Source organism: Pseudomonas frederiksbergensis (assembly GCF_900105495.1).
Lineage (GTDB): Bacteria > Pseudomonadota > Gammaproteobacteria > Pseudomonadales > Pseudomonadaceae > Aquipseudomonas > Aquipseudomonas frederiksbergensis.
The window spans coordinates 1188816-1214533 of sequence record NZ_FNTF01000002.1 but is presented as its reverse complement, the minus strand read 5'-3'; the positions used below and the strand labels follow the sequence as shown (position 1 = coordinate 1214533).

Annotated in this window: 18 protein-coding genes, 1 tRNA gene and 2 pseudogenes; 5 read left to right on the top strand and 16 right to left on the bottom strand. The window is 60.8% G+C overall.

The window, feature by feature from the left end; all coding sequences use genetic code 11:
- Window positions 1-148: 148 nt before the first annotated feature.
- Window positions 149-1426, bottom strand: coding sequence for a 4-aminobutyrate--2-oxoglutarate transaminase (gabT, locus tag BLW70_RS06135; RefSeq protein WP_074872471.1), 1278 nt, complete (start codon window positions 1424-1426; stop codon window positions 149-151).
- Between the two features lie 185 nt (window positions 1427-1611).
- Entirely contained in the window at window positions 1612-3054 is a 1443-nt protein-coding gene (gene gabD, locus BLW70_RS06130) for an NADP-dependent succinate-semialdehyde dehydrogenase (RefSeq protein ID WP_074872468.1), read from the bottom strand.
- A gap of 350 nt (window positions 3055-3404) precedes the next feature.
- Here gabD and BLW70_RS06125 point away from each other — a divergent pair.
- Window positions 3405-3481: transfer RNA gene (locus BLW70_RS06125), tRNA-Arg, on the top strand.
- 141 nt (window positions 3482-3622) lie between these two features.
- Here the strand turns inward: BLW70_RS06125 and BLW70_RS06120 are convergent.
- From BLW70_RS06120 to BLW70_RS06100, 5 genes and pseudogenes are all read right to left on the bottom strand, one after another.
- A complete protein-coding gene (locus BLW70_RS06120; protein ID WP_232252221.1) occupies window positions 3623-3892 on the bottom strand; it encodes a hypothetical protein in 270 nt (89 codons plus the stop codon).
- A gap of 21 nt (window positions 3893-3913) precedes the next feature.
- Window positions 3914-4537, bottom strand: a complete 624-nt coding sequence (locus BLW70_RS06115) for a hypothetical protein (protein WP_074872465.1) — start codon at window positions 4535-4537, stop codon at window positions 3914-3916.
- Complete coding sequence (locus BLW70_RS06110; RefSeq protein ID WP_074872463.1) at window positions 4534-5100, bottom strand: RNA polymerase sigma factor; 567 nt, start codon at window positions 5098-5100, stop codon at window positions 4534-4536. The genes BLW70_RS06115 and BLW70_RS06110 overlap by 4 nt, the downstream gene beginning before the upstream one ends.
- A gap of 1 nt (window position 5101) precedes the next feature.
- Window positions 5102-6804: pseudogene (locus BLW70_RS06105) on the bottom strand (vWA domain-containing protein).
- Window positions 6805-6892: 88 nt separating this feature from the next.
- Window positions 6893-7453 carry a YbhB/YbcL family Raf kinase inhibitor-like protein gene (locus BLW70_RS06100; RefSeq protein WP_074872461.1) on the bottom strand — a complete coding sequence of 187 codons (561 nt, stop codon included), beginning with the start codon at window positions 7451-7453 and terminating at the stop codon, window positions 6893-6895.
- Between the two features lie 139 nt (window positions 7454-7592).
- Here BLW70_RS06100 and BLW70_RS06095 point away from each other — a divergent pair, with 139 nt between their 5' ends.
- On the top strand, window positions 7593-9122 hold the full coding sequence (locus BLW70_RS06095) for an FAD-dependent oxidoreductase (RefSeq protein WP_074872460.1): 1530 nt from the start codon (window positions 7593-7595) through the stop codon (window positions 9120-9122).
- Window positions 9123-9240: 118 nt separating this feature from the next.
- On the opposite strand, the gene BLW70_RS06090 is transcribed toward BLW70_RS06095, so the two are convergent.
- From BLW70_RS06090 to BLW70_RS06065, 6 genes and pseudogenes are all read right to left on the bottom strand, one after another.
- Window positions 9241-10746: a YdgA family protein gene (locus BLW70_RS06090; protein WP_074872457.1), complete on the bottom strand. Its 1506-nt coding sequence runs from the start codon at window positions 10744-10746 to the stop codon at window positions 9241-9243.
- Window positions 10747-11036: 290 nt separating this feature from the next.
- Window positions 11037-11675: an NADH:ubiquinone oxidoreductase subunit N gene (locus BLW70_RS06085; protein WP_074872455.1), complete on the bottom strand. Its 639-nt coding sequence runs from the start codon at window positions 11673-11675 to the stop codon at window positions 11037-11039.
- Between the two features lie 82 nt (window positions 11676-11757).
- Window positions 11758-12087, bottom strand: a pseudogene (locus BLW70_RS06080) (type II toxin-antitoxin system RelE family toxin).
- Window positions 12077-12322 (bottom strand): type II toxin-antitoxin system Phd/YefM family antitoxin, encoded by a 246-nt coding sequence (locus tag BLW70_RS06075; protein ID WP_074872453.1) that lies wholly within the window; start codon window positions 12320-12322, stop codon window positions 12077-12079. The pseudogene BLW70_RS06080 and the gene BLW70_RS06075 overlap by 11 nt, the downstream one beginning before the upstream one ends.
- A 111-nt stretch (window positions 12323-12433) precedes the next feature.
- Complete coding sequence (locus BLW70_RS06070) at window positions 12434-12679, bottom strand: DUF2789 domain-containing protein (RefSeq protein WP_074872451.1); 246 nt, start codon at window positions 12677-12679, stop codon at window positions 12434-12436.
- A 140-nt stretch (window positions 12680-12819) separates the two neighbouring features.
- Window positions 12820-13281: an aminoacyl-tRNA deacylase gene (locus BLW70_RS06065; RefSeq protein ID WP_008148137.1), complete on the bottom strand. Its 462-nt coding sequence runs from the start codon at window positions 13279-13281 to the stop codon at window positions 12820-12822.
- A 197-nt stretch (window positions 13282-13478) separates the two neighbouring features.
- On the opposite strand from BLW70_RS06065, the gene BLW70_RS06060 reads away from it, so the two are divergent.
- The 3 genes from BLW70_RS06060 to BLW70_RS06050 all read left to right on the top strand — a co-directional run bounded on the left by BLW70_RS06060 (window position 13479) and on the right by BLW70_RS06050 (window position 15500).
- Window positions 13479-14009 carry an NfeD family protein gene (locus BLW70_RS06060; protein WP_074880437.1) on the top strand — a complete coding sequence of 177 codons (531 nt, stop codon included), beginning with the start codon at window positions 13479-13481 and terminating at the stop codon, window positions 14007-14009.
- Window positions 14010-14011: 2 nt separating this feature from the next.
- Complete coding sequence (locus BLW70_RS06055) at window positions 14012-14770, top strand: slipin family protein (RefSeq protein WP_074872448.1); 759 nt, start codon at window positions 14012-14014, stop codon at window positions 14768-14770.
- 346 nt (window positions 14771-15116) lie between these two features.
- The gene (locus BLW70_RS06050) at window positions 15117-15500 is read left to right on the top strand and encodes a DUF6124 family protein (RefSeq protein ID WP_074872446.1); all 384 of its coding nucleotides are present in this window, start codon (window positions 15117-15119) and stop codon (window positions 15498-15500) included.
- A gap of 170 nt (window positions 15501-15670) precedes the next feature.
- Here the strand turns inward: BLW70_RS06050 and cysC are convergent, their stop codons facing one another.
- Genes cysC through BLW70_RS06035 form a run of 3 tightly spaced genes read right to left on the bottom strand, consistent with a single transcriptional unit; the run spans window position 15671 to window position 25697 of the window.
- Entirely contained in the window at window positions 15671-16267 is a 597-nt protein-coding gene (gene cysC / locus BLW70_RS06045; protein WP_074872444.1) for an adenylyl-sulfate kinase, read from the bottom strand.
- Window positions 16251-17765 carry a TolC family protein gene (locus BLW70_RS06040; protein ID WP_074872442.1) on the bottom strand — a complete coding sequence of 505 codons (1515 nt, stop codon included), beginning with the start codon at window positions 17763-17765 and terminating at the stop codon, window positions 16251-16253. Before BLW70_RS06040 ends, cysC begins: the two co-directional genes overlap by 17 nt.
- A gap of 42 nt (window positions 17766-17807) precedes the next feature.
- On the bottom strand, window positions 17808-25697 hold the full coding sequence (locus BLW70_RS06035; RefSeq protein WP_235864986.1) for an Ig-like domain-containing protein: 7890 nt from the start codon (window positions 25695-25697) through the stop codon (window positions 17808-17810).
- Window positions 25698-25718 lie beyond the last annotated feature (21 nt).

The following is a 25718-nucleotide window of genomic DNA, read 5'->3' as shown; positions in this document are numbered from 1 at the left end:
ACACACTCCAAAGTCGTGCTTGCACCTTAGTCAATGATGGCCATTCGATACAGCGCATTTGCCATCAATGGGCTCCATGGACACAAAAAAACCCGCCGAAGCGGGTTTTTTTGTCGATCAGTTCACACATTCATCGGAGCACTTTAAATCAAAGCTCAGAGAAGCACTCTTCGATGATTGCCAGACCTTTGTCCAGTTGCTCGTCCGGCGAAGTCAGTGGTACCAGCACGCGCAGAACGTTGCCGTAAGTGCCGCAGGACAGCAGGATCAGACCCTTGTCACGCGCCTTGGCCACAACCGATGCCACAGCAGCAGCGTTCGGCTTGTGGCTGTCGCCATCAACGAACAGCTCGACCGCGATCATCGCGCCCAGGGCACGGACTTCGCCGATCACCGGGTACTTGGCCTGAATGGCTTTCAGGCCAGTCACCAGACGCTCGCCGACAGCTTTGCAGCGATCCAGCAGGTGCTCTTCTTCGAACACTTCCATCACGGCCAGGGCCGCGGCGCAAGCGATCGGGCTACCGGCGTAAGTGCCGCCCAGGCCGCCTGGAGCAATGGCGTCCATGTATTCGGCCTTGCCGCAAACACCGGCCAACGGGAAGCCGCCAGCGATGGATTTGGCGAAGGTGGTCAGGTCGGCAGCAACGCCCATCTGCTCCATGGCGAAGAACGTGCCGGTACGACCAGCGCCGGTTTGTACTTCATCAGCGATCAGCAGGATGCCGTGCTGGTCGCACAGCGCGCGCAGACGCTTCATGAACTCTTTAGGCGCGACGTAGAAACCGCCTTCGCCCTGAACCGGCTCGATGATGATTGCAGCGATGTCACGCGGTTCGGCGTCGTTCTTGAAGATCCGTTCGATGCTGGCGATCGAATCGTCGATGCTCACACCGTGCAGTTCGTTCGGGTACAGCGCGCGGAAGATGCCGCCTGGCATCAGGCCCATGCCGGCCGAGTAAGGCACGACTTTACCGGTCAGGCCCAAGGTCATCATGGTGCGACCGTGGTAAGCGCCAGTGAACGCGATCACACCGGCACGGCCAGTGGCGGCGCGGGCGATCTTGATGGAGTTTTCCACGGCTTCGGAGCCGGTGGTCACCAGCAGGGTTTTCTTGGCGAAATCACCCGGCACCTTGGCGTTGATCTTTTCGCACACTTCCACGTACGGCTCGTAGGCCAGTACCTGGAAGCAGGTGTGGGTCAGCTTGTTCAGCTGTTCGGTCACGGCGGCGATGATTTTCGGGTGCACGTGACCGGTGTTCAGCACGGCGATACCGCCGGCGAAGTCGATGAACTCGCGACCTTCAACGTCGGTCACGGTGGCGTTCTTCGCATGGTCGGCGAAGATCGGGTGAATCTGGCCAACACCGCGTGGTACAGCGGCTTCGCGGCGTTTCATCAGGGATGCGTTAGTCTTGCTCATAAAGTCCTCATTCACCGCTCATCGGGCGGCGTGGTTCAAGGAAAATGCGGCGGGGAGGCAACTACGGCAGCATGCGATGATCGACTGCCACAGCTTTCCCGGCCACAGAGAAAATTCCGTTTGAAGCATCGCAAAGGGACAGCGCTCTCGTGCCCTTTGCGCTTGAAGCATTGCCTTGCCTTGCCTTAGATGCCCAGGCAGAGGTATTTGATTTCCAGGTAATCCTCGATGCCGTACTTGGAGCCTTCACGGCCCAGGCCCGACGCCTTGATGCCGCCGAACGGCGCGACTTCGTTGGAGATCAACCCGGTGTTGACGCCGACCATGCCGTATTCCAAAGCTTCAGCCACGCGGAACACACGACCCAGGTCGCGAGCATAGAAGTACGAGGCCAGACCGAACTCGGTGTCGTTGGACATCGCGATCACGTCGGCTTCGTCTTTGAAGCGGAACAGCGGCGCCAATGGACCGAAGGTTTCTTCCTTGGCCACGGCAGCGTTGTTCGGCACGTTGGTCAGGATGGTCGGCTCGAAGAAGTTGCCTTCCATGACCTTGCCACCGGCCAGAACGGTTGCGCCTTTGCTGATCGCGTCAGCAATGTGCTCTTGAACCTTGGCCACGGCTTTTCCGTCGATCAGCGGGCCAGTGGTGGTGCCGTCATCCAGACCGTTACCGATCTTGAGTTTGGCCACGGCCACTTTCAGTTTTTCGGCGAACGCGTCGTAGACCGAATCCTGAATGTACAGACGGTTGGCGCAGACGCAGGTCTGGCCGTTGTTGCGGTACTTGGAAATGATCGCGCCTTCGACGGCCTTATCCAGGTCTGCGTCGTCGAACACGATGAACGGCGCATTGCCGCCCAGTTCCAGGGACACTTTCTTGATGTCCTTGGCGCATTCAGCCATCAGCTGACGACCGATTTCGGTCGAGCCGGTGAAGGACAGTTTGCGCACGATCGGGTTGCTGGTCAGCTCGCTGCCGATGTCGCCGGCACTGCCAGTCACCACGCTGAACACACCGGCAGGAATGCCGGCACGCTGGGCCAGTTCGGCCAGGGCGAATGCGGAAAACGGGGTTTGCGAAGCAGGTTTGAGCACCATGGTGCAACCGGCGGCCAGGGCCGGGCCGGCTTTACGGGTGATCATCGCGGCGGGGAAGTTCCACGGGGTGATTGCAGCGGTCACGCCGATTGGCTGCTTGATCACGATCAGGCGCTTGTCTGGCTGGTGACCCGGAATCACATCCCCGTAGATGCGCTTGGCTTCTTCGGCGAACCACTCGATAAAGGAAGCGGCGTAAACGATTTCGCCCTTGGCTTCGGCCAATGGCTTGCCTTGTTCGAGGGTCATCAGGCGAGCCAGGTCGTCCTGGTTCTCGATGATCAGTTCGAACCAGCGACGCAGCTTGTTGGCGCGGTCCTTGGCGGTCAGTGCACGCCAGGCCGGCAGCGCTTTGTCAGCGGCTTCGATTGCACGGCGGGTTTCGGCAGCGCCCATTTTCGGCACGGTGCCCAGAATTTCGCCCGTTGCCGGGTTGTTGACCTTGATCGTCTGACCATTGTCCGCATCAACCCAAGCGCCATCGATAAAGGCTTGCTGGCGGAACAACTGGGTGTCTTTAAGCTGCATGTCGGCTTTCCTTAACAGCACCGCGGCAAGCGCGGAGCGAATTATGATTGTAGAAAGGCGCCTTAAAGGCTGCCGTCAGGGAAATCATTCACCGGGCTGAAGCACATAAATAGCGCACTGATTGAAACTCGTGCGGTTCAGCACCCAGACAAGAGCGTTTGATATCTCGAACGAATCCTAGGATCAATGCTGGGAAAGGACAATAGGGCGTTCGAAAAAAAGAACGAAAACGCCGCATTTGCCTAATTTTTCTGATCAACGTAGCAAACACAGGTTACGCTTTGGAAAACCGCAGGCGATTCAGCAGCATGGACGCCCGCAGTGCATATGAGTATCATGGCGCCCGCATTGCACCAGTAGCTCAGCTGGATAGAGTACTGCCCTCCGAAGGCAGTGGTCGTGGGTTCGAATCCCGCCTGGTGCACCATACGTAGAAACGAGAAAGCCTCAGACCGCAGGGTCTGGGGCTTTTTTGTGGGCGTCGTTAAAGCCTCTGGACGGGCGCTGGATGCAGTTGTTCGGTTTAACCGAACAACTGCGTCTGAAAAAAACCGCCGAAGCGGTTTTTTCATTCAGTCGTCCAGTCGAACTCGTCGTACTCATCATCGTCTTCTTCATCCTCGACCACTTCATCATCAAGAACGTCTTCCTCAAACGCTTCTTCTGCCTGCTTCGCCAGCAGAAACTCCTTACGACTCTCAGTCACCGCGCGCCGTAATTCCTCACCCTTCTCCGGGCAGTTGAGCATTTGGGCGATGCGGTCGATTTTTTTTGCCATGGCTTCCTCCAACGCATCGGCTATGGGCCGATAGTGCGCGCTTTCGGGTGTCGATGCCAAATTTGCCGACCGCTGTTCCCCTCATTCCTTCTGCAATTCCTTGAGTCTGGCGGTGAGATTTTCCTTGGGAAAGCGTTTGTGCAAGGTCGCCATCAGGTCAGCGGCCGCTTGAGCCTGACCAGCCTTTTGCAGGCGGATCACTTCCCTTAATTGATCGTCGACAAACGTGGCCGGAGCTATCGCCGAGCGTTTGCTGACCTTCGCTTCATCGGCCATTTCAGCGTTGATCGATTCGCTCTGCGCTGGGGCGGCAAGATCGGCCATTGGCGCCGCAGGCGCGGGGGCGGACAAGGCGCCGGTCGGGGCAGCCATGGAACGCGCAACCGATGACGATGCTTCTTTTTTGGCGGCCGGTGCAGGCGCCTTAGGTGCAGGCGCGAAGTCGTAACTCGGCAGTTGCTCCTCCGTGCGTTGCACCAGTGCAAGCATCAGGGCCACACCGACAAGGCTGGCAAATGCAACTTGCCAACGGGGTTTCTGGCAGGCCTGGACCCAGCGTTTCCACAGGCCTGGTTTCTGCACCGGGACTTCGCGCTGTGCGGTAGCCAGGAGGAACGCGTCGAGATGGGCCGGCGGTTCGCCGGTCGTGTGTTCACGATAGTGCTTCAACACTTGGTCTTCTGGCGTAGGACGGGCGTCAGTCATGTCAGTACCTCCTCGGCCAGCAGCCGACGCAGTTTTTGCTGGGCGTAGCGCAAGCGGCTTTTGACGGTTTCCAGCGGTGTTTCGGTGAGGGTGGCGATCTGCGGCAGGTCGAGATCGCCGTGGGCGCGCAGCAGGAACACTTCGCGCTGGTCAGCGGGCAGGTTTTGCAGGGCCGCTTCGAGGCGCTGGCTGTCGCGGCTCAGGCTCAGCAGTTGTTCGGGATCGGCAGCGTCATCGCTCAGGGCGTGGATCTGTTCGTCATAGCTGTCGTGCAAGGGGTTGTGGATTCCGTGTTTGCGCCAGTGATCGATCAGTCGATTGCGGGCAATCTGGTAAAGCCAGGTACGAAAATTCGCCCGGCCTTGTGGCTGACTGGTGCTGCGGATCAGGCTAAGCCAGGTGTCCTGGTAAACCTCTTCCGCCAGTTCGGACTTGCCGCTCAGGCCGAGCAGGAATCGGTAGAGTCCTTGGCGGTGGCGGGCGTACAAAATCTCGAACGCCGGCCCGTCGCCTGCGCGATAGCGGGCCAGCAGCGATTCGTCGCTCGATTCAGGCGCTGACATTTCAGTTGTAGCCTCCTTTAAGCGGCTCACTGTTCGATGCGCTCGTGGTTCGCAGACTTTGCGCCAACTCCACCAATTGCACGAACTCAGCGCGCAGACCGAATCGATCCTCGCCCCGCGCACCACGCGCCAAAGCCTCGGTGTCCTTCAGGCTGAAATCACCGGTATAACGCCCGTCCTTGAGCTGCTGGGAAAACGCCGCCACGGCCGCGGCAAATCGCAGGTCTTCACTGGCTGGCGCAGTACTGTCAGTGATCGGCCGCTCGATCAAGCGACTGTTCCCACCTTCGGGCAACTGATATCGCACGCGCAACATCGCCAATTCCCCAGTCTTTTCGGAAACAGCGGCCCCAGGATTGCCATACCGTAGCGGCTCCAGCCAGCCCTTCTCGCCCTTGGGCACAATTTCATACAACGCGGTCACCGTATGTCCTGCGCCGATTTCACCGGCATCGACCTTGTCGTTGCTGAAATCCTCACGCTTCAATGCGCGATTCTCATACCCCAACAGCCGATATTCACTGACCTGCGCCGGGTTGAACTCCACTGCAGCTTCACGTTTTTCGCCACGACCGCGAGGGTCGAGCCGAGTTGATCCACCAGCACCTTGCGTGCCTCGCGCAGGTTGTCGATGTAGGCATAGTTACCGTCGCCGGCATCGGCCAACTGCTCCATCAGGTGTTCATTGTAGTTATCCACACCAAAACCCAATGTGGTCAGGGAAACGCCGGTCTTGCGTTTATCCACAGCCATTTGCTTGAGGCTGTCGAAGTCGCTGATGCCGACGTTAAAGTCACCGTCAGTGGCCAGCAGGATGCGGTTGATGCCCTTGGGAATAAACGCCTGCTGCGCCATCTGATAGGCCAGTTCGATGCCTGACGCCCCGGCAGTTGATCCACCCGCGGTTAATTGCTCGATGGCTGTACGAATTTTCGCTTTTTCGCGTCCAGACGTTGGCTCCAGCACTACACGCGAATCGCCGGCATAGACGACCAATGAAACCCGGTCCTGCTCGCGCAATTGATCGACCAGCAATTTCAGGGTGCTTTTGACCAGCGGTAAACCCTCGCGTCGGTCCATCGAGCCGGACACGTCCACCAGAAACACCAGGTTCGCCGGGGCCAGTTGCGCAACTGCACGGTCCGAGGCCTTGATGCCGATGCGCAGCAATCGGGTATGCGGGTTCCACGGTGACGGCGCCAGCTCTGTGGTCACGCCGAAGGGCGAGCCATCGGTGGGCAATGCGTAATCGTAGGGAAAGTAATTGACCATCTCCTCCAGTCGCACCGCACCCTCCGGTGGCAGGCGCCCTTGATTGAGCAAGCGGCGGACGTTGGCGTAAGCACCGGTGTCGACGTCGGCGCTGAAGGTCGAGACGGGCGCTTCGGCCACGCTGTGAATCGGGTTATCCGCCAGCGCTCGATACTGCTCCCGCTGCTCATCCTGATAGCCCTGCGGATACGCCTCGCTCGCGGGCAGCGGCGCATAGCTTGGTGCCGGGCGAACGCTGCGTTTGGCCATCGAGGTGTCGGCCATGACAGCCTCGCTGCGCACCAGTGTTTCAGCCGATAGCGCGCCCTTAGCCGGCGGCGCAGCCGAGGCGGAATCAGGCTTGGATGAAACGCCGCAACCGGCGATGGCCAGCAGCAACCCGGCGGCGAAACCCTGGGCGGCGGGTCGGAGGAAATGCAGAGGGAGGGACATGGGGGCTGACCTCAGGTGGAAATTGATCCATTCATCCTCTGAGACGAGCCCCTCTTCAGGTTCGGGTTAAACCGGCCGAAAATTAATTTCAGCGGTGATAACGCCGCACCACACTGCTGTTTTTCAGCACATGGCCTTTGATTTTTTCCAGTAGCTGCGCGCGCGTCAGGCCGGCGGGCAGGGCTTGCGGCGCCAGGTCCAGTGCATAGAGCTGGATGATGTAGTGGTGCGCGCTGTCGCCGACCGGCGGGCAAGGGCCGACATAACCGGTGGTGCCTTTGCTGTTGGTGCCACCGACGCCTTCAAGGGCGGATTTTGCGCCAACACCAGCGGCAATCTGATGAGTCGTGGCTTTGATACCGTAATGCACCCAGTGATCGACGCCTTGGCCTTTTTGGCCGTCAGGATCGTGCATGACGATGGCATAACTCAACGTGCCCGCCGGCCCGGCGTTCCAATTCAGTGCCGGTGACGCGTTGTGCCCGCCACAACCCGGGGCATCGCTGGCGGCGGCGACCGTGAACAGTCGGTCATCGGAAACACCTGGGATGTTCAGGGTAAAACGTTCCTGGGCCTGCGCCGGAAACTGCACGCAAAGGGCGACTGCAATGGCCGCCAGCCAAGGGTTCAGAGAGGTCAAACGGGTCATACCGGAGCACCTTGTGCGGGTGGGGCCGTCGTCGGCGGGCAAACTATAGCCGGACCGTTCATTCGGTGGCAGCGGCAATTGGCTGAACCTCAAGATAAGCGCCAAACTCTTAAGTGAAACGCTTGCCTGGAGAGCGATCATGGCACTGCACCGCGTCGCCCGTTTCGCCGATGTGCCCGAAAACCGGGGCCTTGAAGTCCAGAGCGCGGACACGAAAATTGTCCTGCTGCGGGTGGGCGATCATCTGCGCGCCTTTCAGGGCGAATGCCCCCATGCCGGGGCACCGCTGGCCGAAGGCGCTCTGTGCCACGGACGGTTGATCTGCCCGTGGCACAAGGCTGCGTATCGGATCGAGGACGGTGCGCTGTGCGAACCGCCGTCTCTGGACAGCCTCAAGCGCTATCGGCTGGAAATACTCGATGACGAGGTCTGGGTCGACGATCAACCCATGTCCGACGCTCATACCCCTCCGGCGGACGACGAGCGAACGTTTGTGATCATCGGTGCCGGCGCCGCAGGCACGGCGTGCGCGGCGGCGTTGCGCGAAAAGGGCTTCGGTGGCCGGGTGCTGTTGATCGACCGTGAAACCGGCGCCGGTTACGACCGCACGGTCTTGAGCAAATTCGTGATTGCCGGGCAGATGCCGCCAGAAGAAGTCCCGCCGTTGCGTGATGAAGACTTTTACCGCGAACAGCGTATTGAACGAATAAACGCCGAAGTGGCGAGCCTGGACGCGGCGAACAAAACGTTGCGCCTGGCTGATGGTCAATCCCTGAGCTACGACGCGGCCCTGCTCGCCACCGGTGGCACACCCAACCCGCTTACGCTGCCTGGCGCCGAGCTGCCGCAGGTGTTCGTGCTGCGTTCGAAGGATCAGGCGCAGCGGATTCTGGGTTCGGCAAAACCAGGCCAACGAGCGGTGATCATCGGCGACAGTTTCATCGCCATGGAATCCGCGTCCTCCTTGCGTCAACTCGGCCTGGACGTCACCGTTCTGGCCCGCCACGCCGTGCCTTTTGCCAAACAGTTTGGCGAGGCCGTCGGCAAGGCGATTCGTGCCCTGCACGAAGCCAATGGCGTGGTGTTTCATACGGATGGCAATGCAACGCACATCGAAGGCACCGCCAGGGTCGAAGCGGTGCGCCTGGACAACGGTCAACGTTTACCGGCGGATCTGGTGTTGGTCGGCATTGGCGTCAGCCCGGCAACCGCTGCATTTACCGGCCTTCCTCTGGAAAAAGACCAGTCGCTGAAGGTCGACGGCGGGATGCGCGTGACCGATGGGCTTTGGGCCGCCGGCGATATCGCCACCTTCCCGCTCAACGGCCAGCCCCAACGGATCGAACATTGGCGCCTGGCACAGCAACAGGCACGGATCGCGGCGATGAACATGCTCGGCGGCGACGAGCATTACCTCGACGTGCCCTATTTCTGGACCTGGCACTTCGGTAAAAACTACGACTACCTTGGGCACGCCGCGACCTGGGACGAGGTCGAGTTCAAAGGCGACCCTGACCATCCCCCTTTTATCGGCCTGTTCGGCAAGGACGGATTGGTGGTCGCCGCAGTGGCATGCGATGAAGAACGCGCAATAGCGCTGCTCGCCGAACGGATGAAACAGCCGTTGTCGGTGGATGAGGCGTGGCGGTTGGTTCGGGACTTGAATTAACGGGATGTGGGAGTCCTTCGGCCTCCAGCGGAGCAAGCTCCCTCGCCACAAGCCAGACAGCAAAACGCCCGGCGTCTGCGTTGCGCAGAGGCTGGGCGTTGGTGTGTAAGCCCTGGTTTTACTCGACGGCGACATTCCCGCCGAATTTGCTCATGACAAACCCGACAAACTCTTCGACGGTCATCTTCTGGCCGTTGAATTCCACCTGATTATTGGCGTAGTGCAGTTTGGCGACGATGTTGTTGTCTTCCAGTTTTGCCAACTGCGTACCGACGGCCATGCTGCCAAACATGTCGGCGGTGGCGGTGGCCTGGTCGGCGATAAGCTTGGCGTCGGTCTGACCGTCGATTTGCGACTGCACGCTCAGCAGGTCAACGAGCATTGGCTTGGACACTTTCACGTTGACGTCCAGCAGCGCGATCAGTTGTTGGGCCAACTGGTCCGGCGGCAGGTCCATGGATTGTGGCTTGGTCAGGTTGAGCACCAGATTGGCGCGGCTTTCGCCATTGGCAGTGTTGAACGACAGGTTCTCCAGGGCAACCTGCGGACCGGCAGCCAGCAGTTTCTCCAGGTCGGTTTTGACCTGCGCCTCTTCGGCCGGGGTCAGGACCAGCTCTGGCGCCGGTTCACCCGCAGCCACGGCCTCGGCGGCGGCCCTCTCGTACGGTTGCAGTTTGGTCTGGTAAATCTGCATCAGCGACATGGTTGCCGGGATGTCGAGGTTCTTCAGGCTCATGGCCATCTGCGCAGACCCGACAACCTTGCCGTTCAGGGACACCTCACCGACCTTGTAATCGGCACGGCCCGAAGCGCTGGTGCCGGATTCCTCGGTCTGGTTTTTCATTTCAAATTTCTTGAAGCCCAAGACCGACTGCTTGGCGCCGAAGGTGGTCTTGCTGTCGGTCAGCTCGACGGTGTTTTCGCCGGTGTAGTAGCCGTAGGTGCTTTTTGTCAGGTTGCTGGCCACGGTCAGACCATGCAGTTCGACCTTCACCGGCGTCTGATCTTCAGCCACCGTGCTCAGTGTCAGGCTGTCCATGTAACCGTTGGCCTTGACCTTCTGCGCTTGAGCGCTGGCGGCGACATCGAGGTTCAGCCCGGAGAACTTCAGGTTGGACTTGTCGTCAAGCGCCACGTCCAGCGGCAGCAATTGCAGGGTGCCGTTGGTGGCATTGTCGTAACCGATGTTGACCACGCCCGTGAGTGGCGATTTGTCCTTGGCGGCGACGAACCACTTCTCGGTGGTCGGAGTTCTTTCCAGTTCGTAGTGACTGGTGGCCAGGACCGGCAGCCACTTCAGCGACACCAGGCGCGAAAACGGCAGCGGGCCGTGTTCGATGCGATCGACGAACAGCAACTCCACCGGTGCTTCACCGAACATCTCGCCTTCGCCCTTGAGGCGGTAATGCGCGGTGCTGCTGAACACATGGCGCTCCAGCGACACCAGCTCCAGCGACGCCGTGCCGTTGGAACCGACCAGCGCAGCTTGCAGCTCTTTGTTGGCGTCGGCGATGGAGGTGTTCAGCACACCTTCGAGTTTGGTGCCGGTGTACCAGGCACCGCCGGCGCTGATTGCGCCGATGGCAACGACGATTCCAAGAAGCACGCCTGCTGATTTATTCATGAATGACCCGATCAATGTCCGTTGTTTGGAGGTGTGGTCGTCTTCCCTGAACCCTGACGGGTTACGGTCACGACTGCGTAAAAGTGCGGTGCAGATTAGCATCAGGCGCACCGGGCGACCCAATGATTAAAGGTGAAAGAGTGTCTATGGACCGTACACAGGGGTTGAGAGTTTCGGCGGATATGAAATCGCCATCGCGAGCAGGCTCGCGCCTACAGGGTGTCGTGATCGACACATAACCCATGTGGGAGCGAGCCTGCTCGCGATGGCGCCAGTCCTGCCAACACCGATCAGGAATACTGCGTTTCAATCTCATCAAGCTGATGATCAAAACTCTTGAGCCGTGCGGTCCATGTATAGACCAGCACTTCGAAGTCGCGATTGATCACCGCCGTGCCGCTGGGGGATTCCGAGCGCGGGTCGCAGAAGTCCAGTTGATAGCGTTCGCGGGCCATGGCGGTGGCGACATCGGAGAGTTCACGGGCGTTATTGAGCCAGTGCCAGCCCTCCTCGGCCACTTGCTTGTCCAGCGCCTGGCATTGTTTTTTCAGGTTTTCGAGGCTTTTTTCCAGCGGTGTGCCGGTCAGTTCGCCCATGACTTCCTGGAACGTACGGCCCGGTTGCCAGTAACTGCCCCAGAAATACCGATCGAACACCGTTTCAACACGGCGCAGCGCAACCTTGGTGTCCCAGATCAGCACCAGGGTCTTGCCTTGTTCGAGCTGTCTTTTCTTGATGCGCTGACCCTGGACCGACGCCCAGGCCACCACCACGATTGCCATCACGGCAATCAATGCCGCGGCGCTGTCGAGGAACACCAGCGCCGTGTCGATCTGGTGAGCCAGCATGATGCCGTAGAAATAGGTGGCCGACAGCAACACCAATGCCGCTATAGCGCACCAGAAGCCGGGAGCATAAGGGTTTTTCATTATTGGAATCCCCATGACCAACACGAGCCTTGATTGATGAGGTCAACGCGCAACCTCATCAAGTCAAAGCATAGCAACGGCCTCAGGGTTTGCCCTCGTTCGGGCCTTGCGTTCGTCCGCTTTCCCAGCTGCCACGTTTCTTGGCTCGATCATAAACAGCGCTGCGCTCACGCTTACCTACCGCCACCACGGAAACGACTACACGCTCATCAATAACCTCATACACCAACCTGTACCCCGATGACCGCAGCTTGATTTTGTAGCAGTCAGGCATTCCATGGAGTGAATCTGAGGGCACTCGCGGGAGTTCAAGTCACTCTGCCAGTTTCTTTTTGAATTGCTCGCGCAATGTATGACCCAGTTTGTCCCACTCCTTGCGTGCAGACGGCAGGAATTCGAGCTTATAGGTCATCCAGATTTACCGGGATCGGCGTTTCATGCCTGCGCGAGCGAACGATTTCTGCCAATTCAAGGTCATCGAGGCGTTCCATCATGGCCTCGAAAACATCGGCCGGGACCATGTAGCCCATTACTCGATTGTGATTCAGCACTGCAACGGGCCCACCATGGGCGCCGCTGAAAACCGCAGATGGGTTTTTCTTCAACTCAGACACACTGACAGCCAGGTCGGCCAGAACATATTGCATAATTAAGACCTCAATTCAGGTCACGATTCTGGTCCATTCATGCTTTATGAGCAACCTGGAAGAAACTCTAAAACTGTATTTGCATTCGAATTATTTACCGCTCACCCGTTTTTACACCCCCCGCCCCTTCCTCAGCAGCACATCCAATTGATCCACCACCTCCGCCCAATCGGCGTCATCCAGAATGTCGTCGCGCAGGAATTCCGCCTGGCTCTGAGTCCAGAAAAACGCATCCGCCAGGTGCAATTCGGGTTTGAGCGGGGAATGGGTGGCGATGAATTTGTCGATGCTTTCGGCGTCGTCGGGCAGGCCGAGTTGTTTGAACAGGTTGGGAAGGCTGTGGATTGGGGATTCCATGGTGGGCTCCTTTTTCATGGCAAATGATTGGGTGACTGCTGCGCAGTCAATCGCGGGCAAGCCACGCTCCCACAGGAACGGCGAGAACCCTGTGGGAGCGTGGCTTGCCCGCGAAGGCGTCATCACTGACGCCGCAAAAACTACTGACTCAACTCACACACTTCAGCATGCGGCACCATTTTCAGGAATTCCGGCACGCTCATGTGCACCAGGTTGTTGTGGTTACCCGCCTCCAGGTAGATGTCTTTTTGCCGGGTCAGCAGTGGGTCGATGACCATGTCCAGGCCATAGGATTCGCCCAACGCCGGCACGGCGCCGCGTTCGCAATCCTGGAACAGATGCGCCAGGGTGCTTTCCCGGGTGATCTGCCATTCGCCACTGCCGCGTACTTTGCTCAGGTCCAGGTGACGGCTCGCTGGCAGCACAGCCATCAGGTAATGGCCGTGGTGGTCGTCAAGGATCACCGATTTGGCCACCCGCTCGGCAGGAATGCCTGCGACCCGCGCCGTTTCAAGGCTGCTGGCCGAGTGCGGATGGGTGACGACGTCAAATTCGCATTGAGCCTTGTCCAGGCTGTCCTGCACTGTTCTTGCCATACGCATGATGCACCTCGGTGTCCGCAACAACGTTTCGCGGACGATGGTTAAACCTTTCTCACCACTAAAAGTCTAGGCCCGCTGACGCCATCGCGCGGGAAATCTGCCCGCCGGAACACGGTCAACAACTGATCAAAATTCGTACAATTGAGCGCTCAGCTAGACTGTATAAAGAACCATCAATGACTCTCCCGGAGGGTCACGTGAACACTCGTTGTTTTACGGTTGCGCTGCTGTGGGCTCTATGCGGATCGGCTTTCGCAGCGGACACCGTCGTCGTGCTGGTACCCAATCCCATCGGGATCTGGCTGATCACGTTCGGCATCGCGTTTCTGATCGCCGAGGCGGCCCTGCCCAATTACGGCGTGATCGGTCTGGGCGGCATTGTGATGTTCGTGATCGGGGCGGTGATTCTGACCAACACCGAGGTGCCGGTTCCGTTGATGATCGGCCTGGGACTGATCAGCGCCCTGCTGTTGATTTTCCTGCTGATCCGCGCCCTCAAGACACGACCGCGGGAAAACGTCAGTGGCGATGCAGGGCTGGTGGGCAGCGTGACACAAGTGATGTCGCTGGCCGGCAATGCCTATAACGGCTGGGTGCACCTGCAAGGAGAAAAGTGGCAAGTGCTCAGCGCCACGCCGCTGCAACCGGGGCAGAAAGTCCGGGTGGTGGCACGCAAGGGATTACTGCTGGAAGTGGCCGCGGCTGACGCGGCGCCGGCTGGAGAATAACCATGGGTTTGCAACTGGGTTTTGTCGCGCTGCTGTTACTGCTGATTGCATTGGCGGGGTCGACCTTCCGCATCCTGCGCGAATACGAACGCGGGGTGGTCTTCCAGCTCGGGCGCTTCTGGCAGGTCAAAGGCCCTGGCTTGATCCTGCTGATTCCGGTGGTGCAGCAAATGGTTCGCGTCGACTTGCGCACGGTGGTCCTCGACGTGCCGCCACAAGACGTGATCACCCGCGACAACGTCTCGGTCAAGGTCAACGCAGTGTTGTATTTCCGCGTCCTCGATCCGCAGAAGGCGATTATTCAGGTCGAAGACTTTCTCATGGCCACCAGCCAATTGGCCCAGACCACGTTGCGGGCAGTGCTCGGTAAACATGAACTCGATGAGCTGCTGGCCGAGCGTGAGCGGTTGAACATCGACATCCAGCAAGTGCTCGACGCCCAGACCGATGCGTGGGGCATCAAGGTCGCCAACGTCGAGATCAAGCACGTGGACCTCAACGAATCGATGATCCGCGCCATCGCCAAACAGGCCGAAGCCGAACGGGAACGCCGGGCCAAGGTGATCCACGCCGAAGGCGAATTGCAGGCCTCGGAAAAACTCATGCAGGCCGCCGAAATGCTCGGGCGCCAGCCGGGGGCCATGCAGCTGCGGTACATGCAGACGTTGAGTTCGATTGCCGGGGACAAGAGTTCGACGATTGTCTTTCCGCTGCCGATCGAGTTGCTCAAGGGCATGGCGGATTTGTCGTCCAAATCCTGACCTTTCCTACAGGCGCCAACGTCCGGTAACCGCGTCGGAGATTTCCTTCAAGTTGTAGCGGCGTTGGTGAACTTGTTCCGGTCCGAAGCCGGGTCTAGTCTGGCTTTGTCACTGAATAAACGGTGACACGGACGTGCAAGTCCGACGAAACTGTTTAGGTCGCAATTGCCATATATCTCAATGAGCCTTTATAGGCTCGCTGTTTTATGGCGGCTGCGCGCAGGAGATCCTCGGATCTGCTGGGTGTCCTAAACAGTCCCGGTCTTGCACACCTGCGCTCAGCCGCCACCCCATTCGCGTGCAAACGAACGGTGGCGGTTCCAACTTACTGTTTAGGGAGTTTTATATGTTCAAGGTATCGCCAAATCCGCCAGACAACTCTGGCACCCCCTCCGAAGATCCACTCGAAGCCGAAAAAATCAAAGAAGCCGCCGACCGCGCCTTCGCCCATTACTTCCCCCCGACCACCGAAAAGCCGCCCAGGCACCGCAAAGGCCACCTCTTCACCGTCGCCCCCGAGGTCAACACCGAAACCCTGCTGGCCAACGCCGCTGAAGACCTGCTGTCCATCAGCGCCATCGCGGCCAATCTGGCAGACGAAGTGGACGGGACACGGCGCTCCGTAGCCCTGGCGCTCAGCCGCATGGCCGATGGCGTGCAGTTGCTCGTAGAGCGAGTGCAGGATCATTGGGATGAGTCGGAGGTCATGCAGGCTCGGGTCAAGGTTTAGCCGGTAGATTTATGGTGAATTGACCACCGCTTTCGTCGGAACGCCGCCCGGAGCCGGCTCACTCCTACATTGAATCTCAGTCGTACACATATCTTGTGTTCACCGAAGATCCACTGTGGAAGTGAGCCTGCTCGCGATTGCTTCAGTGCCGTCAATACATGACTCGGCACCTAGCCCAACACCTCACCGCCAAGCCAGGTCAGCAAGTGATCGAGACAGGCCTCAACCGATTGCACGCCCGTATCAAGCACCAAGGAAGCGGACAACGGCGGTTCATACGGCGCAGACACGCCGGTAAACCCTGGCAAATCCCCCCGTCGTGCACGGGCGTAATGCCCTTTCGGGTCGCGCTGCTCGCACACGGTGAGGGAAGCGCTGCACCAGACTTCGCGGTAATCCTCGCCCAGTCGCCGGGCAAACACCTCACGTAACTCCATCAGCGGCGCGATCATCGCCAGGATGACGATTTGCCCGTTCTCCACCAGCAGCGCCGCGACTTCGCTGGCGCGGCGGATGTTCTGCAGACGGTCACTGTCGGTAAAACCCAGATCCCGATTGAGCCCGACCCGCAGCCCGTCGCCATCGAGCACGATGCTCTGCACGCCGCGCCCGAACAGCTCGGCGTGCAGCGCCTGGGCCAAGGTCGATTTACCTGCCGCTGGCAAACCGGTGAGTAAAATCGCCGTGCCGCGATGGCCGTTGCGCGCCTCCCGTTGTGCGCGGCTGATGCTCGCCGTCGGCGCCAGCAGATTATTGGACCGGGGCATGGGCCACCGGTGTCGTGATGTTCCCGTCCGCCCACGCCGCTTCGCGGTTGGCCAGCGCGGTGGCAATGGATTGCACTTGGGTGGATTGCACCTGATCCGGCAGCGGATCGAGCCCCGCACTGGCAAAGATCTGGCCGTAAGCGTTACGCAGATCGGCGTACGACAGGTCGCGACGCAAATCGGCCTGCAAAGTGTTCAATTCGCCCTGGATCAAGTCCAGTTCACCCAGCCCGGCCGCCTGATAACGGTTGCGCAGCTGGCCAACGATCTGCCCGTCGATGTCCGACAGTTGCTGATTGGTCTTGAACTGCCGCAACGCCTCGCGGTAGTTGGCGTTGGCCACATAAAGCTGCGCCAGCACCGCAATCGACATGGCCTGGCGGCGCGCCGCAGCGACTTCTTCGCCGGCCTTGGCGACGTTGATCGCCGCCGGAGCGGAGATCACGTTGAACAGGTTCCACGTCACTTTCACGCCGTAGTCGGCCCAGCCCTGCTCCACCAGGAACGAGTTGCTGTCGTAATGCCCGCCCGCCGAGAACTCCAGCCCCGGCAGCAGCCGCAACATGGCTTTGCGGGTTTCCGCCGCGCTGATGCGGCTTTGGTAATCCTGCTCACGCAGCTCGGGACGACTGGTCAGGGCTTCCTGTTCCAGGCTGGCGAGGTCGACTTTCAACTCCGGAATGACATAGTCGTCCTGGGTCGCCAGGGTCAGGTCGGTGCCCAGCGGCAGATTGATCAGGGTCGCCAGTTCGGTTTTCGCCAGCGACAGCGCACGCCGCTGTTCTTCCAGTTGGCGGGTGGCTTCGATCAGCGAGCGTTGATACCCCAGCGCCTGAATCGGATCGCCGATTCGCTGCTGGCTCATGCTTTGGCTGTTGCCGCGCGCGGTGTCGACCCGGGCCATGAGGCTGTCGATCTGCTTGAGCAAGCGCTCGGCGGCCATGGCTCGCCAGTAGGCCGAACGCACGTCCTGAACGATGGTGTTGATCACCTTGCGCCGGCGCTCCTGAACGATCAGTCGCTGGTCGCCCTGTTGCTTGGCGCTGATGTAGCTGACGCCAAAATCGAGCACGTTCCAGACCATGGTCAGGTCGGCGACTTCACGGTCGCGGTCTTGCGAGGTCGATGGCTCCAGAGACTGGGTGCCGGTCCGTACGCTCTGGCTGCTGGAGGCGTTGACGTTGTTGCGGCCGACGTACCCGGCGTCCAGCGCCATGCGCGGCAGCATGTCGAAACTGGCGAGGTCGAGTTGGCGCTTGGCCAGGGCCTCTTCCATGATTTTGAGCCGGCCTTCGAGGTTGTACTTCACTGCGCGGGCCATGGCTTGATGCAGGGTCAGCGGACCGCTGAGGGGCTCCTGATCCTTGTACATGTTTTGCAGGTCGCTCCTGGCGCGCTGTTGGCTGACGCTGCGTTCGATCGGTTCACTGGTGACTGCACATCCGCTGACTGCAAGCGCCAGCAGGCTGGCACCAAACAACTTAGAACTTCTATTCATCCTTGACTGCCCCTGGACACAGCATTGTTTTTAGGTGTTTTTTCAGGCCTGCATTTCGCTGACGCCGACCTGTCGCAAAGCCGCGGCCAGGCTGTCGACCTGCCGTTGCTCGGTGTCTTTGAGCTGTTGCAATTGCTGGACGAGACTCGGCGCACCAAACACGCCGCGCAGCCCCTGTGAAACATCCCCGGCCTTGATCGACTGGCTGCCGAATGAGTTCAGCGAGTCTCGTTCGCTGCCGGCGTCCTGATTGAACAGGCTCGACAGCGTGCTGGTGCCGAACACCCCGCCATCGCCACCGCCGAAGCCGAGGAAGCCGTTGCCCGAGCCATCGCCACCGCTGTCACTGCTGCTGAACACCTGGGCGATGAAGCTGGGGGCCAGCGCACCGTGGTTCATGAAGATGTCGCCCAGCGGCCGGATGCCATTGCCGATCACGCGGCTTTCGAACAACGGGGTAAAGGTCAGCGGTGAGCCGAGATCGCCGGTCGGGGGCGTGAAAATGATCGGTTGCAGTGGCACGTTGGGCTGATCGGCAACGGTGACCGGCGGTGGGATCCGGGCCAGCGGGTCAGGCGTCACGACCACGGCAGGCGTCTGCACCGGCACGGTGTCGATGGTGTAGTTGTTGGACACCGCCACACCCGTGCCGGTATTGCCCGAACCGTCGCTGACGTTGCTGCTGTCCAGCGCAATGAAGTTGCTCGGGTCAGTGATGCTCGCCGTCGGCGTGAAGGTCGCGGTCCAGGTCTTGCCGCCGTCGCTGCTGGCCAGGTTGGTGAGCTCGCCGTTGGTGACGCTGAGGTCCGACAGGTCGAAATCGCTCACCACTTCGCTGAAGGTGATGGTCACCAGCGTGGTTTGACCGACGCCCAGGTTCGGGTTGGCGACCACGATGGTTGCCGTCGGCCGGGTGGCATCGAGCGCGTAGTTGTTGGAGATCGCGATCCCGGCACCGGCGTTGCCCGCGGCGTCTGCCACAAGGCTGCTGTCGAGCAGGATCAGGTTGGTGGTGTCGCTGATGCTGGCGGTCGGGGTCAGGGTGGCGGTCCAGGTCTTGCCGCCATCGCTGCTGAGCAGGTTGGACAAGGTGCCATTGGCGACGCTGAGGTCCGACAGGTCGAAACCTGAAACAGTCTCGGTGAAGGTGATGGTGACCGTGGTCGTCTCGCCGATGCCCAAGCGGTTATCCGCCACCACGATGGTCGCCGTCGGCCGCGCCGTGTCGATGGCGTAGTTGTTGGAATCGGGCACGCCCACGCCACTGTTGCCCGACGCGTTGATTACACCGCTGTTGTCGAGGCTGATCAGGTTGGTGGTGTCCGTCACATCGACGGTCGGCGTGAACGTCGCGGTCCAGGTAACACCGCCATCGCTGGACGACACGTTGCTCAGCGTGCCGTTGGCAATGCTCAGGTCCGCGTTGGTGAAACCGCTGACCGCTTCGCTGAAGGTGATGGTCACCCCCGAGGTTTCACCCGCCTTGAGGGCGTTGTCGGCCACCACGATGGTGGCGGTCGGCACCTGGGTTTCCACCACATAGTTGGCGGAGTTGGTCGTGCCCGAGCCCGCGTTGCCGGCCTGGTCCGTGACGCCGGTATTGTTCAGGGTGATGAGGTTGCTGGTGTCGGTCACGCCGATGGCAGGCGTGAACGTTGCGGTCCAGGTGATGCCGCCGTCGCTGCTGCTGACATTGCTCAACGTGCCGTTGGCGACGCTCAAATCGCTGTTGTCGAAACCGCTCACCGCTTCGCTGAAGGTGATGGTCACCAGCGCAGTTTCTCCCGGTTTCAGGGTTGTATCGCTCAACACAATGGCCGCGGTCGGGCGCTGGCTGTCGATGGCGTAATTGTTGGAGTCCGTTGTGCCGCTGCCGGTGTTACCCGCCCCATCGATCACTCCGGTGTTGTCCAGGGTAATCAGGTTGGTCGAATCGGTGACGCTCGCGGTCGGCGTCAGGGTGGCGGTCCAGGTGATGTTATCGCTGGTGCTCAGATTGCTCAGGGTACCGTTGCTCACCGTCAGGTCGGCTGTAGTAAAACCGGTTACCGCCTCGGAGAAGGTGATGGTCACCACCGAGGTTTGCCCCACCGCCAGCGCTGCATCTGCGACCACGATAGTGGCCGTCGGGCGCAGGGTGTCGATGGCGTAATTGTTGGAGTCGGTCGTGCCGCTGCCGGTGTTGCCCGAGACGTTTTGCACGCCCGTGTTGTCCAGGGTGATCAGATTGCTGGTGTCGGTGATCGCGCCGGTCGGGGTGAATGTTGCCGTCCAGGTGACGCCGCCATCGCTGCTACTCACCGCCGTCAACGTGCCGTTGGCAATCGTCAGGTCGGCATTGCTGAAACCGCTCACCGCTTCCGAGAACGTAATGGTCACCAGCGATGTTTCGCCGATTTTCAGCGCGTTATCGGCGAGCACGATAGTGGCGGTCGGCAGGACCGTATCGATGGTGTAGTTGCCGGAACTGGTGGTGCCGCTGCCGGTGTTGCCGGCGATGTCGGTCACACCGGTATTGTTCAGGGTGATGACGTTGCTCGGGTCACTCACGCCGACGGTTGGCGTGAAGGTCGCAGTCCAGGTGATGCCGCCGTCGCTGCTGCTCACCGCCGTCAGGGTGCCGTTGGCGATGGTCAGGTCGGCGTTGGCGAAACCGCTGACCGCTTCGCTGAAGGTGATGGTCACCAGCGAGGTTTCGCCCGCTGCCAGTGTCGTATCGGCCAACACAATCGTGGCGGTCGGACGCAGACTGTCGATCGCGTAGTTGTTGGAATCGGTGGTGCCCGCGCCAGTGTTGCCGGCTCCGTCCACAATGCCGGTGTTGTTCAGCGTGATGATATTGGTTGCATCGTTGATGCTCGCCGTCGGGGTGAAGGTCGCGGTGTAGGTGATGTTATCGCTGGTGCTCAGGCCGCTCAGGGTGCCGTTGGCGGCCGTGAGGTCGGCGGTGGTGAAACCGGTCACCGCCTCGGAGAAGGTGATGGTGACCACCGTGGTTTGACCCAGCGCCAATGCGGTATCCGCCACGACGATGGTCGCGGTTGGCCGCACGGTGTCGATGGCGTAGTTGTTGGAATCGGTGGTGCCGCTGCCTGCGTTGCCCGAGGCATTTTGTACACCGCTGTTGTTCAGGCTGATCAGGTTGGTCGCGTCGGTAATGCTGGCCGTCGGCGTGAACGTCGCGGTCCAGGTGATGCCGCCATCGCTGCTGCTCACCGCGGTCAACGTGCCATTGGCGATGGTCAGGTCGGCGTTGCTGAAACCGCTGACGGCTTCGCTGAACGTGATGGTGACCAGCGACGTTTCACCGACGCTCAGCGCATTGTCGGCCACGACGATGGTGGCGGTCGGCAGCACCGTGTCGATGGTGTAGTTGCCGGAGTTGGTGGTGCCGCTGCCGGTGTTGCCGGAAATGTCGGCCACACCGGTATTGTTCAGGGTGATGACGTTGCTCGGGTCACTTATGCCGACGGTTGGTGTGAAGGTCGCGGTCCAGGTGATGCCGCCGTCGCTGCTGCTCACCGCCGTCAATGTACCGTTGGCGATGGACAGGTCAGCGTTGGTGAACCCGCTGACCGATTCGCTGAAGGTGATGGTCACCAGGGAGGTTTCCCCGGCACTCAGGGTCGGGTCAGCCAGAACGATGGTCGCCGTAGGGCGAACCGTGTCGATCGCATAGTTATTGGAATCGGTGGTGCCGCTGCCAGTGTTGCCCGCCAGATCCGCGATGCCGGTGTTGTTCAAGGTGATCAGGTTGGTGGTGTCGTTGATGCTCGCGCTCGGCGTGAAGGTCGCGGTCCAGGTGATACCGCCGTCGCTGCTGCTCACCGCGCTCAAGGTGCCGTTGGTAATGGTCAGGTCCGCGTTGGTGAAACCGCTGACCGCCTCACTGAAGGTGATCGTCACCAGTGAGGTTTCGCCGATTCTCAGCGCCGTGTCCGTCACCCCGATGGTTGCCGTTGGCCGCACGGTATCGATGGCGTAGTTGTTGGAGTCGGTGGTGCCGCTGCCCACATTACCGGTGCCGACAGCCTGCACGCCGGTGTTGTCGAGGGTGATCAGGTTGGTCGTGTCGGTGATGCTCGCGCTCGGCGTGAGAGTCGCGGTCCAGGTGATGCCGCCGTCGCTGCTGCTCACCGCGGTCAACGTGCCGTTGGCGAGGGTCAAATCGGCGTTGGTGAAACCGGTCACGGCCTGGTTGAAGGTGATGGTCACCAGTGAGGTTTCGCCGATTCTCAGCGCGTTGTCGGCAACAACGATAGTGGCGGTCGGCAGCACCGTATCGATGGTGTAGTTGCCGGAGTTGGTGGTGCCGCTGCCGGTGTTGCCGGAAATGTCGGCCACACCGGTATTGTTCAGGGTGATGACGTTGCTCGGGTCACTTATGCCGACGGTTGGTGTGAAGGTCGCGGTCCAGGTAATGCCGCCGTCGCTGCTGCTCACGGCGGTCAGGGTGCCGTTGGCGATGGTCAGGTCGGCGTTGGTGAAACCACTGACCGCTTCGCTGAAGGTGATGGTCACCAGCGAGGTTTCGCCCGCGATCAGTGTGGGATCGGCCAGCACAATCGTGGCGGTCGGACGCACGGTGTCGATGGCGTAGTTGTTGGAATCGGTAGTGCCGCTGCCGGTGTTGCCCGACAGATCCGCGATGCCGGTGTTGTTCAAGGTGATCAGGTTGGTGCTGTCGTTGATGCTCGCGCTCGGCGTGAAGGTCGCGGTCCAGGTGATACCGCCATCGCTGCTGCTCACCGCGGTCAACGTGCCGTTGGTAATGGTCAGGTCGGCGTTGGTGAAACCGCTGACCGCCTCACTGAAGGTGATGGTCACCAGTGAGGTTTCGCCGATTCTCAGCGCCGTGTCCGTCACCACGATGGTGGCCGTCGGGCGCACCGTATCGACCGCAAAGTTGTTGGAATCGGTAGTGCCGCTGCCGGCGTTGCCCTCCAGATCCGCCACGCCGGTGTTGTCCAGGGTGATCAGGTTGGTCGTGTCGGTGATGCTGGCGGTCGGGGTAAACGTCGCCGTCCAGGTGATACCGCCATCGCTGCTGCTCACCGCAGTCAACGTGCCGTTGGCGATGGTCAGGTCGGCGTTGGTGAAACCGCTGACGGCTTCATTGAAGGTGATGGTCACCAGCGAGGTTTCGCCGATTCTCAGCGCATTGTCCGCCACCACAATGGTTGCGGTTGGACGAAGCGTATCGATCGCATAGTTGTTCGAATCAGTGGTGCCGCTGCCGGTGTTGCCCGCCAGATCCGCGATGCCGGTGTTGTTCAGGGTGATCAGGTTGGTCGTGTCGTTGACGCTCGTGTTCGGGGTGAACGTGGCGGTCCAGGTGATGCCGCCGTCGCTGCTGCTCACCGCCGTCAACACGCCGTTGGCGATGGTGAGGTCGGCGTTGCTGAAACCGCTGACGGCTTCGCTGAAGGTGATCGTCACCAGTGAGGTTTCACCGATTCTCAGCGCGGTGTCCGTCACCACGATGGTCGCTGTTGGCCGCACGGTGTCGATGGCGTAGTTGTTGGAATCGGTGGTGCCGCTGCCGGCGTTGCCCGCCAGGTCGCTGACGCCGGTGTTGTCCAGGGTGATCAGGTTGCTTGTGTCGGTGATGCTCGCGCTCGGCGTGAAGGTCCCCGTCCAGGTGAGCCCGCCATCGCCGCTGCTCACCGCGGTCAGGGTGCCGTTGGCAATCGTCAGGTCAGCATTGGTGAGACCGGTGACCGCTTCGTTGAAGGTGATAGTCACCAAGGAGGTTTCGCCGACCTTGAGGGCCGTGTCGGTAAACGCGATGAGGGCGGTCGGGCGTACGGTGTCGACCGTGTAGTTATTGGAATTGGTGGTGCCGACGCCAGCGGTGCCCAGGATGTTGATCACACCGGTATTGTCCAGAGTGATGACATTGCTCGTATCGGAAATGCTGGCGGACGGCGTGAACGTTGCGGTCCACGTAAGGCCTCCATCGCCGCTGCTTACCGCTGTCAACGTGCCGTTGGCGATGGTCAGGTCCGCATTGGTGAAACCGAGCACCACCTCGGAGAAGGTAATGGTCACCAGGGACGTTTCGCCGATGCTCAGCGTGGTGTCAGCAACCACAATGGTCGCGGTCGGTGGCGGCGAATACGCGGTGTTGAGTAGGCCGCCGTCGTTATAGATTGTCGCGACGGCGGTTGGTGAGGTGCCGGTGCTGCCACCGCCCTGCGCGGTACCGCCTGCGCCACTGGCCGCGGCATTACCGGCCAGGGCGGCGAAGTTGGCGGCCGTCATCAGCAGTGTGCCTTTGTTCCAGATCGCACCGACGCCCCGGCCACCAATGCCGCCATTGCTGGCATTACTGCCTTGGCCACCACCACCGCCGCCACCGCCACCAGCACCGATGTTGTTGCTGATGGTCGAGGTGCCGACGATGGTGAGGGTGCCGCTGCTGGCGTTGTAGATCCCGCCCACCGCGTTGCCGCCAGCGCCACCGACCTTGTCCCAACCGGCCCCGCCACCACCGCCGCCAATGGAAATCGTGCCATTGGTGGCCGTCGCACCGTTACCGCCGTTGCTGTAATAGGAAACGCCTACGCCGCCAGCCCCGCCAGTGGTGGTACCACCGCGACCGCCCATGTGGGTGGCGTCATAACCGCCGCCGTAACCACCGACACCACCGCCGCCCGCCTGGCCGCCCAATGTGCCGGTGCCCGGCCCTGCCGAACCGCCATGCCCGCCGCCCTGGCCGCCCAAACCGCCGCCACCGCCACCGCCGCCGCCGTAAAAAGCGCCCGTCACACCGCCGCCGCCACCGCCACCGGAAGCGCCGTTGGAGGTTACGCTGACGTTATTCAGGGTCAGAATCCCTGCGTTGAAAACACCCCCGGCCATCGCGCCCGCGGCACCGTAGCCACCGTTGCCGCCCGTGCCCGACACCAGGCCGCGGGTGATCACCAGGCCATCGAGCGTCACGATGCTGCCAGACGACACTTCAATCACTCGGGTCCGGTACTGACCATCGAGAATCACGTCAGCCGCACCGTCGTTGTTCAAGTCGCCATCAACGGTGATGTTCTTGTTGATCAGCAGCTCGGACGTCAGCTGTACCGTCATGTTGCCGTTGAAGGTAACGATATCGCCGTTCTGCGCCGAGGCGATCGCCGCACGCAACGAACCGACACCGGTGTTGGCATTGTTGGTGGCCGTCCAGGTCGCCAGGCCCCATTGATAGTCGCTCATGGCCGTGGCCGAGAGGACGTTGGCGCTTTCGATGGTGCCCGTGGCAATTTCCAGATCCCAGTCGCCAGCGAGCCCGGTGCGATCGCTGGAGGCGGCCACATCACGGCCGGTCAGTTGCGCCAGCGAGTCGACAAAACTCAAGCCGCGCTCACCTTCGGCGGTGTAGCAGCCGTAGATCAGGATGTCGCCGCCAACGTTCATGTCCTTGCCGATTTCCGTCAGTACCGCGCTGCGGGCCGCGACGTTGTCGGCAGACAAGTAGCTATTGCCCAGCCACAGATCGCCCGCGTTGCCATGGGCAATGATCTGTACCGAACTGATGCCCTGATGGCCGTCCAGATAATCGGCGATTTGCTGCAGGCCATCCTGGCTGGCATCCAGCTGAACCACCTGGGTACCGGGAGCGATACCCTGAAGAAGACTGCCAGCGTCCTTGACCCGCGAATCGACGAACACCACGGTCTGGCCCGGCACGGCAACGGCCACGGGTGCAGGTGTGGCATCGGTCTGGTCGTGGGTGTCCTGGCTGGCAGCCGGTTGATCGGTCGTTGGTGCCTTGGCGGCATCAGCCGTGCTTTGGCTGTCTGCCTGAGCGGTATCGGCCACCGTGGCCGCCACCGCGCCGTCGAACAGCATGCGCGGCTCCAGGGACATGATCATGGGTGAGGCCAGCGCCCGTGCGCCTTCGGTAACTCGCGACTTGCCGTTGCTCCACCACATGCTGCTCACCCGGACTCGAAC

Excerpts from the sequence above, each read along its gene's own strand:
- BLW70_RS06065 (WP_008148137.1), bottom strand. The coding sequence starts at position 13,281 with ATGCGTATGGCAAGAACAGTGCAGGACAGCCTGGACAAGGCTCAATGC.
- BLW70_RS06090 (WP_074872457.1), bottom strand. The coding sequence starts at position 10,746 with ATGAATAAATCAGCAGGCGTGCTTCTTGGAATCGTCGTTGCCATCGGC.
- BLW70_RS06035 (WP_235864986.1), bottom strand. The coding sequence starts at position 25,697 with ATGTGGTGGAGCAACGGCAAGTCGCGAGTTACCGAAGGCGCACGGGCG.
- BLW70_RS06085 (WP_074872455.1), bottom strand. The coding sequence starts at position 11,675 with ATGAAAAACCCTTATGCTCCCGGCTTCTGGTGCGCTATAGCGGCATTG.
- gabD (WP_074872468.1), bottom strand. The coding sequence starts at position 3,054 with ATGCAGCTTAAAGACACCCAGTTGTTCCGCCAGCAAGCCTTTATCGAT.
- gabT (WP_074872471.1), bottom strand. The coding sequence starts at position 1,426 with ATGAGCAAGACTAACGCATCCCTGATGAAACGCCGCGAAGCCGCTGTA.
- BLW70_RS06100 (WP_074872461.1), bottom strand. The coding sequence starts at position 7,453 with ATGACCCGTTTGACCTCTCTGAACCCTTGGCTGGCGGCCATTGCAGTC.
- BLW70_RS06055 (WP_074872448.1), top strand. The coding sequence starts at position 14,012 with ATGGGTTTGCAACTGGGTTTTGTCGCGCTGCTGTTACTGCTGATTGCA.
- BLW70_RS06075 (WP_074872453.1), bottom strand. The coding sequence starts at position 12,322 with ATGCAATATGTTCTGGCCGACCTGGCTGTCAGTGTGTCTGAGTTGAAG.
- BLW70_RS06095 (WP_074872460.1), top strand. The coding sequence starts at position 7,593 with ATGGCACTGCACCGCGTCGCCCGTTTCGCCGATGTGCCCGAAAACCGG.
- BLW70_RS06050 (WP_074872446.1), top strand. The coding sequence starts at position 15,117 with ATGTTCAAGGTATCGCCAAATCCGCCAGACAACTCTGGCACCCCCTCC.
- BLW70_RS06070 (WP_074872451.1), bottom strand. The coding sequence starts at position 12,679 with ATGGAATCCCCAATCCACAGCCTTCCCAACCTGTTCAAACAACTCGGC.
- BLW70_RS06110 (WP_074872463.1), bottom strand. The coding sequence starts at position 5,100 with ATGTCAGCGCCTGAATCGAGCGACGAATCGCTGCTGGCCCGCTATCGC.
- BLW70_RS06115 (WP_074872465.1), bottom strand. The coding sequence starts at position 4,537 with ATGACTGACGCCCGTCCTACGCCAGAAGACCAAGTGTTGAAGCACTAT.
- BLW70_RS06040 (WP_074872442.1), bottom strand. The coding sequence starts at position 17,765 with ATGAATAGAAGTTCTAAGTTGTTTGGTGCCAGCCTGCTGGCGCTTGCA.
- cysC (WP_074872444.1), bottom strand. The coding sequence starts at position 16,267 with ATGCCCCGGTCCAATAATCTGCTGGCGCCGACGGCGAGCATCAGCCGC.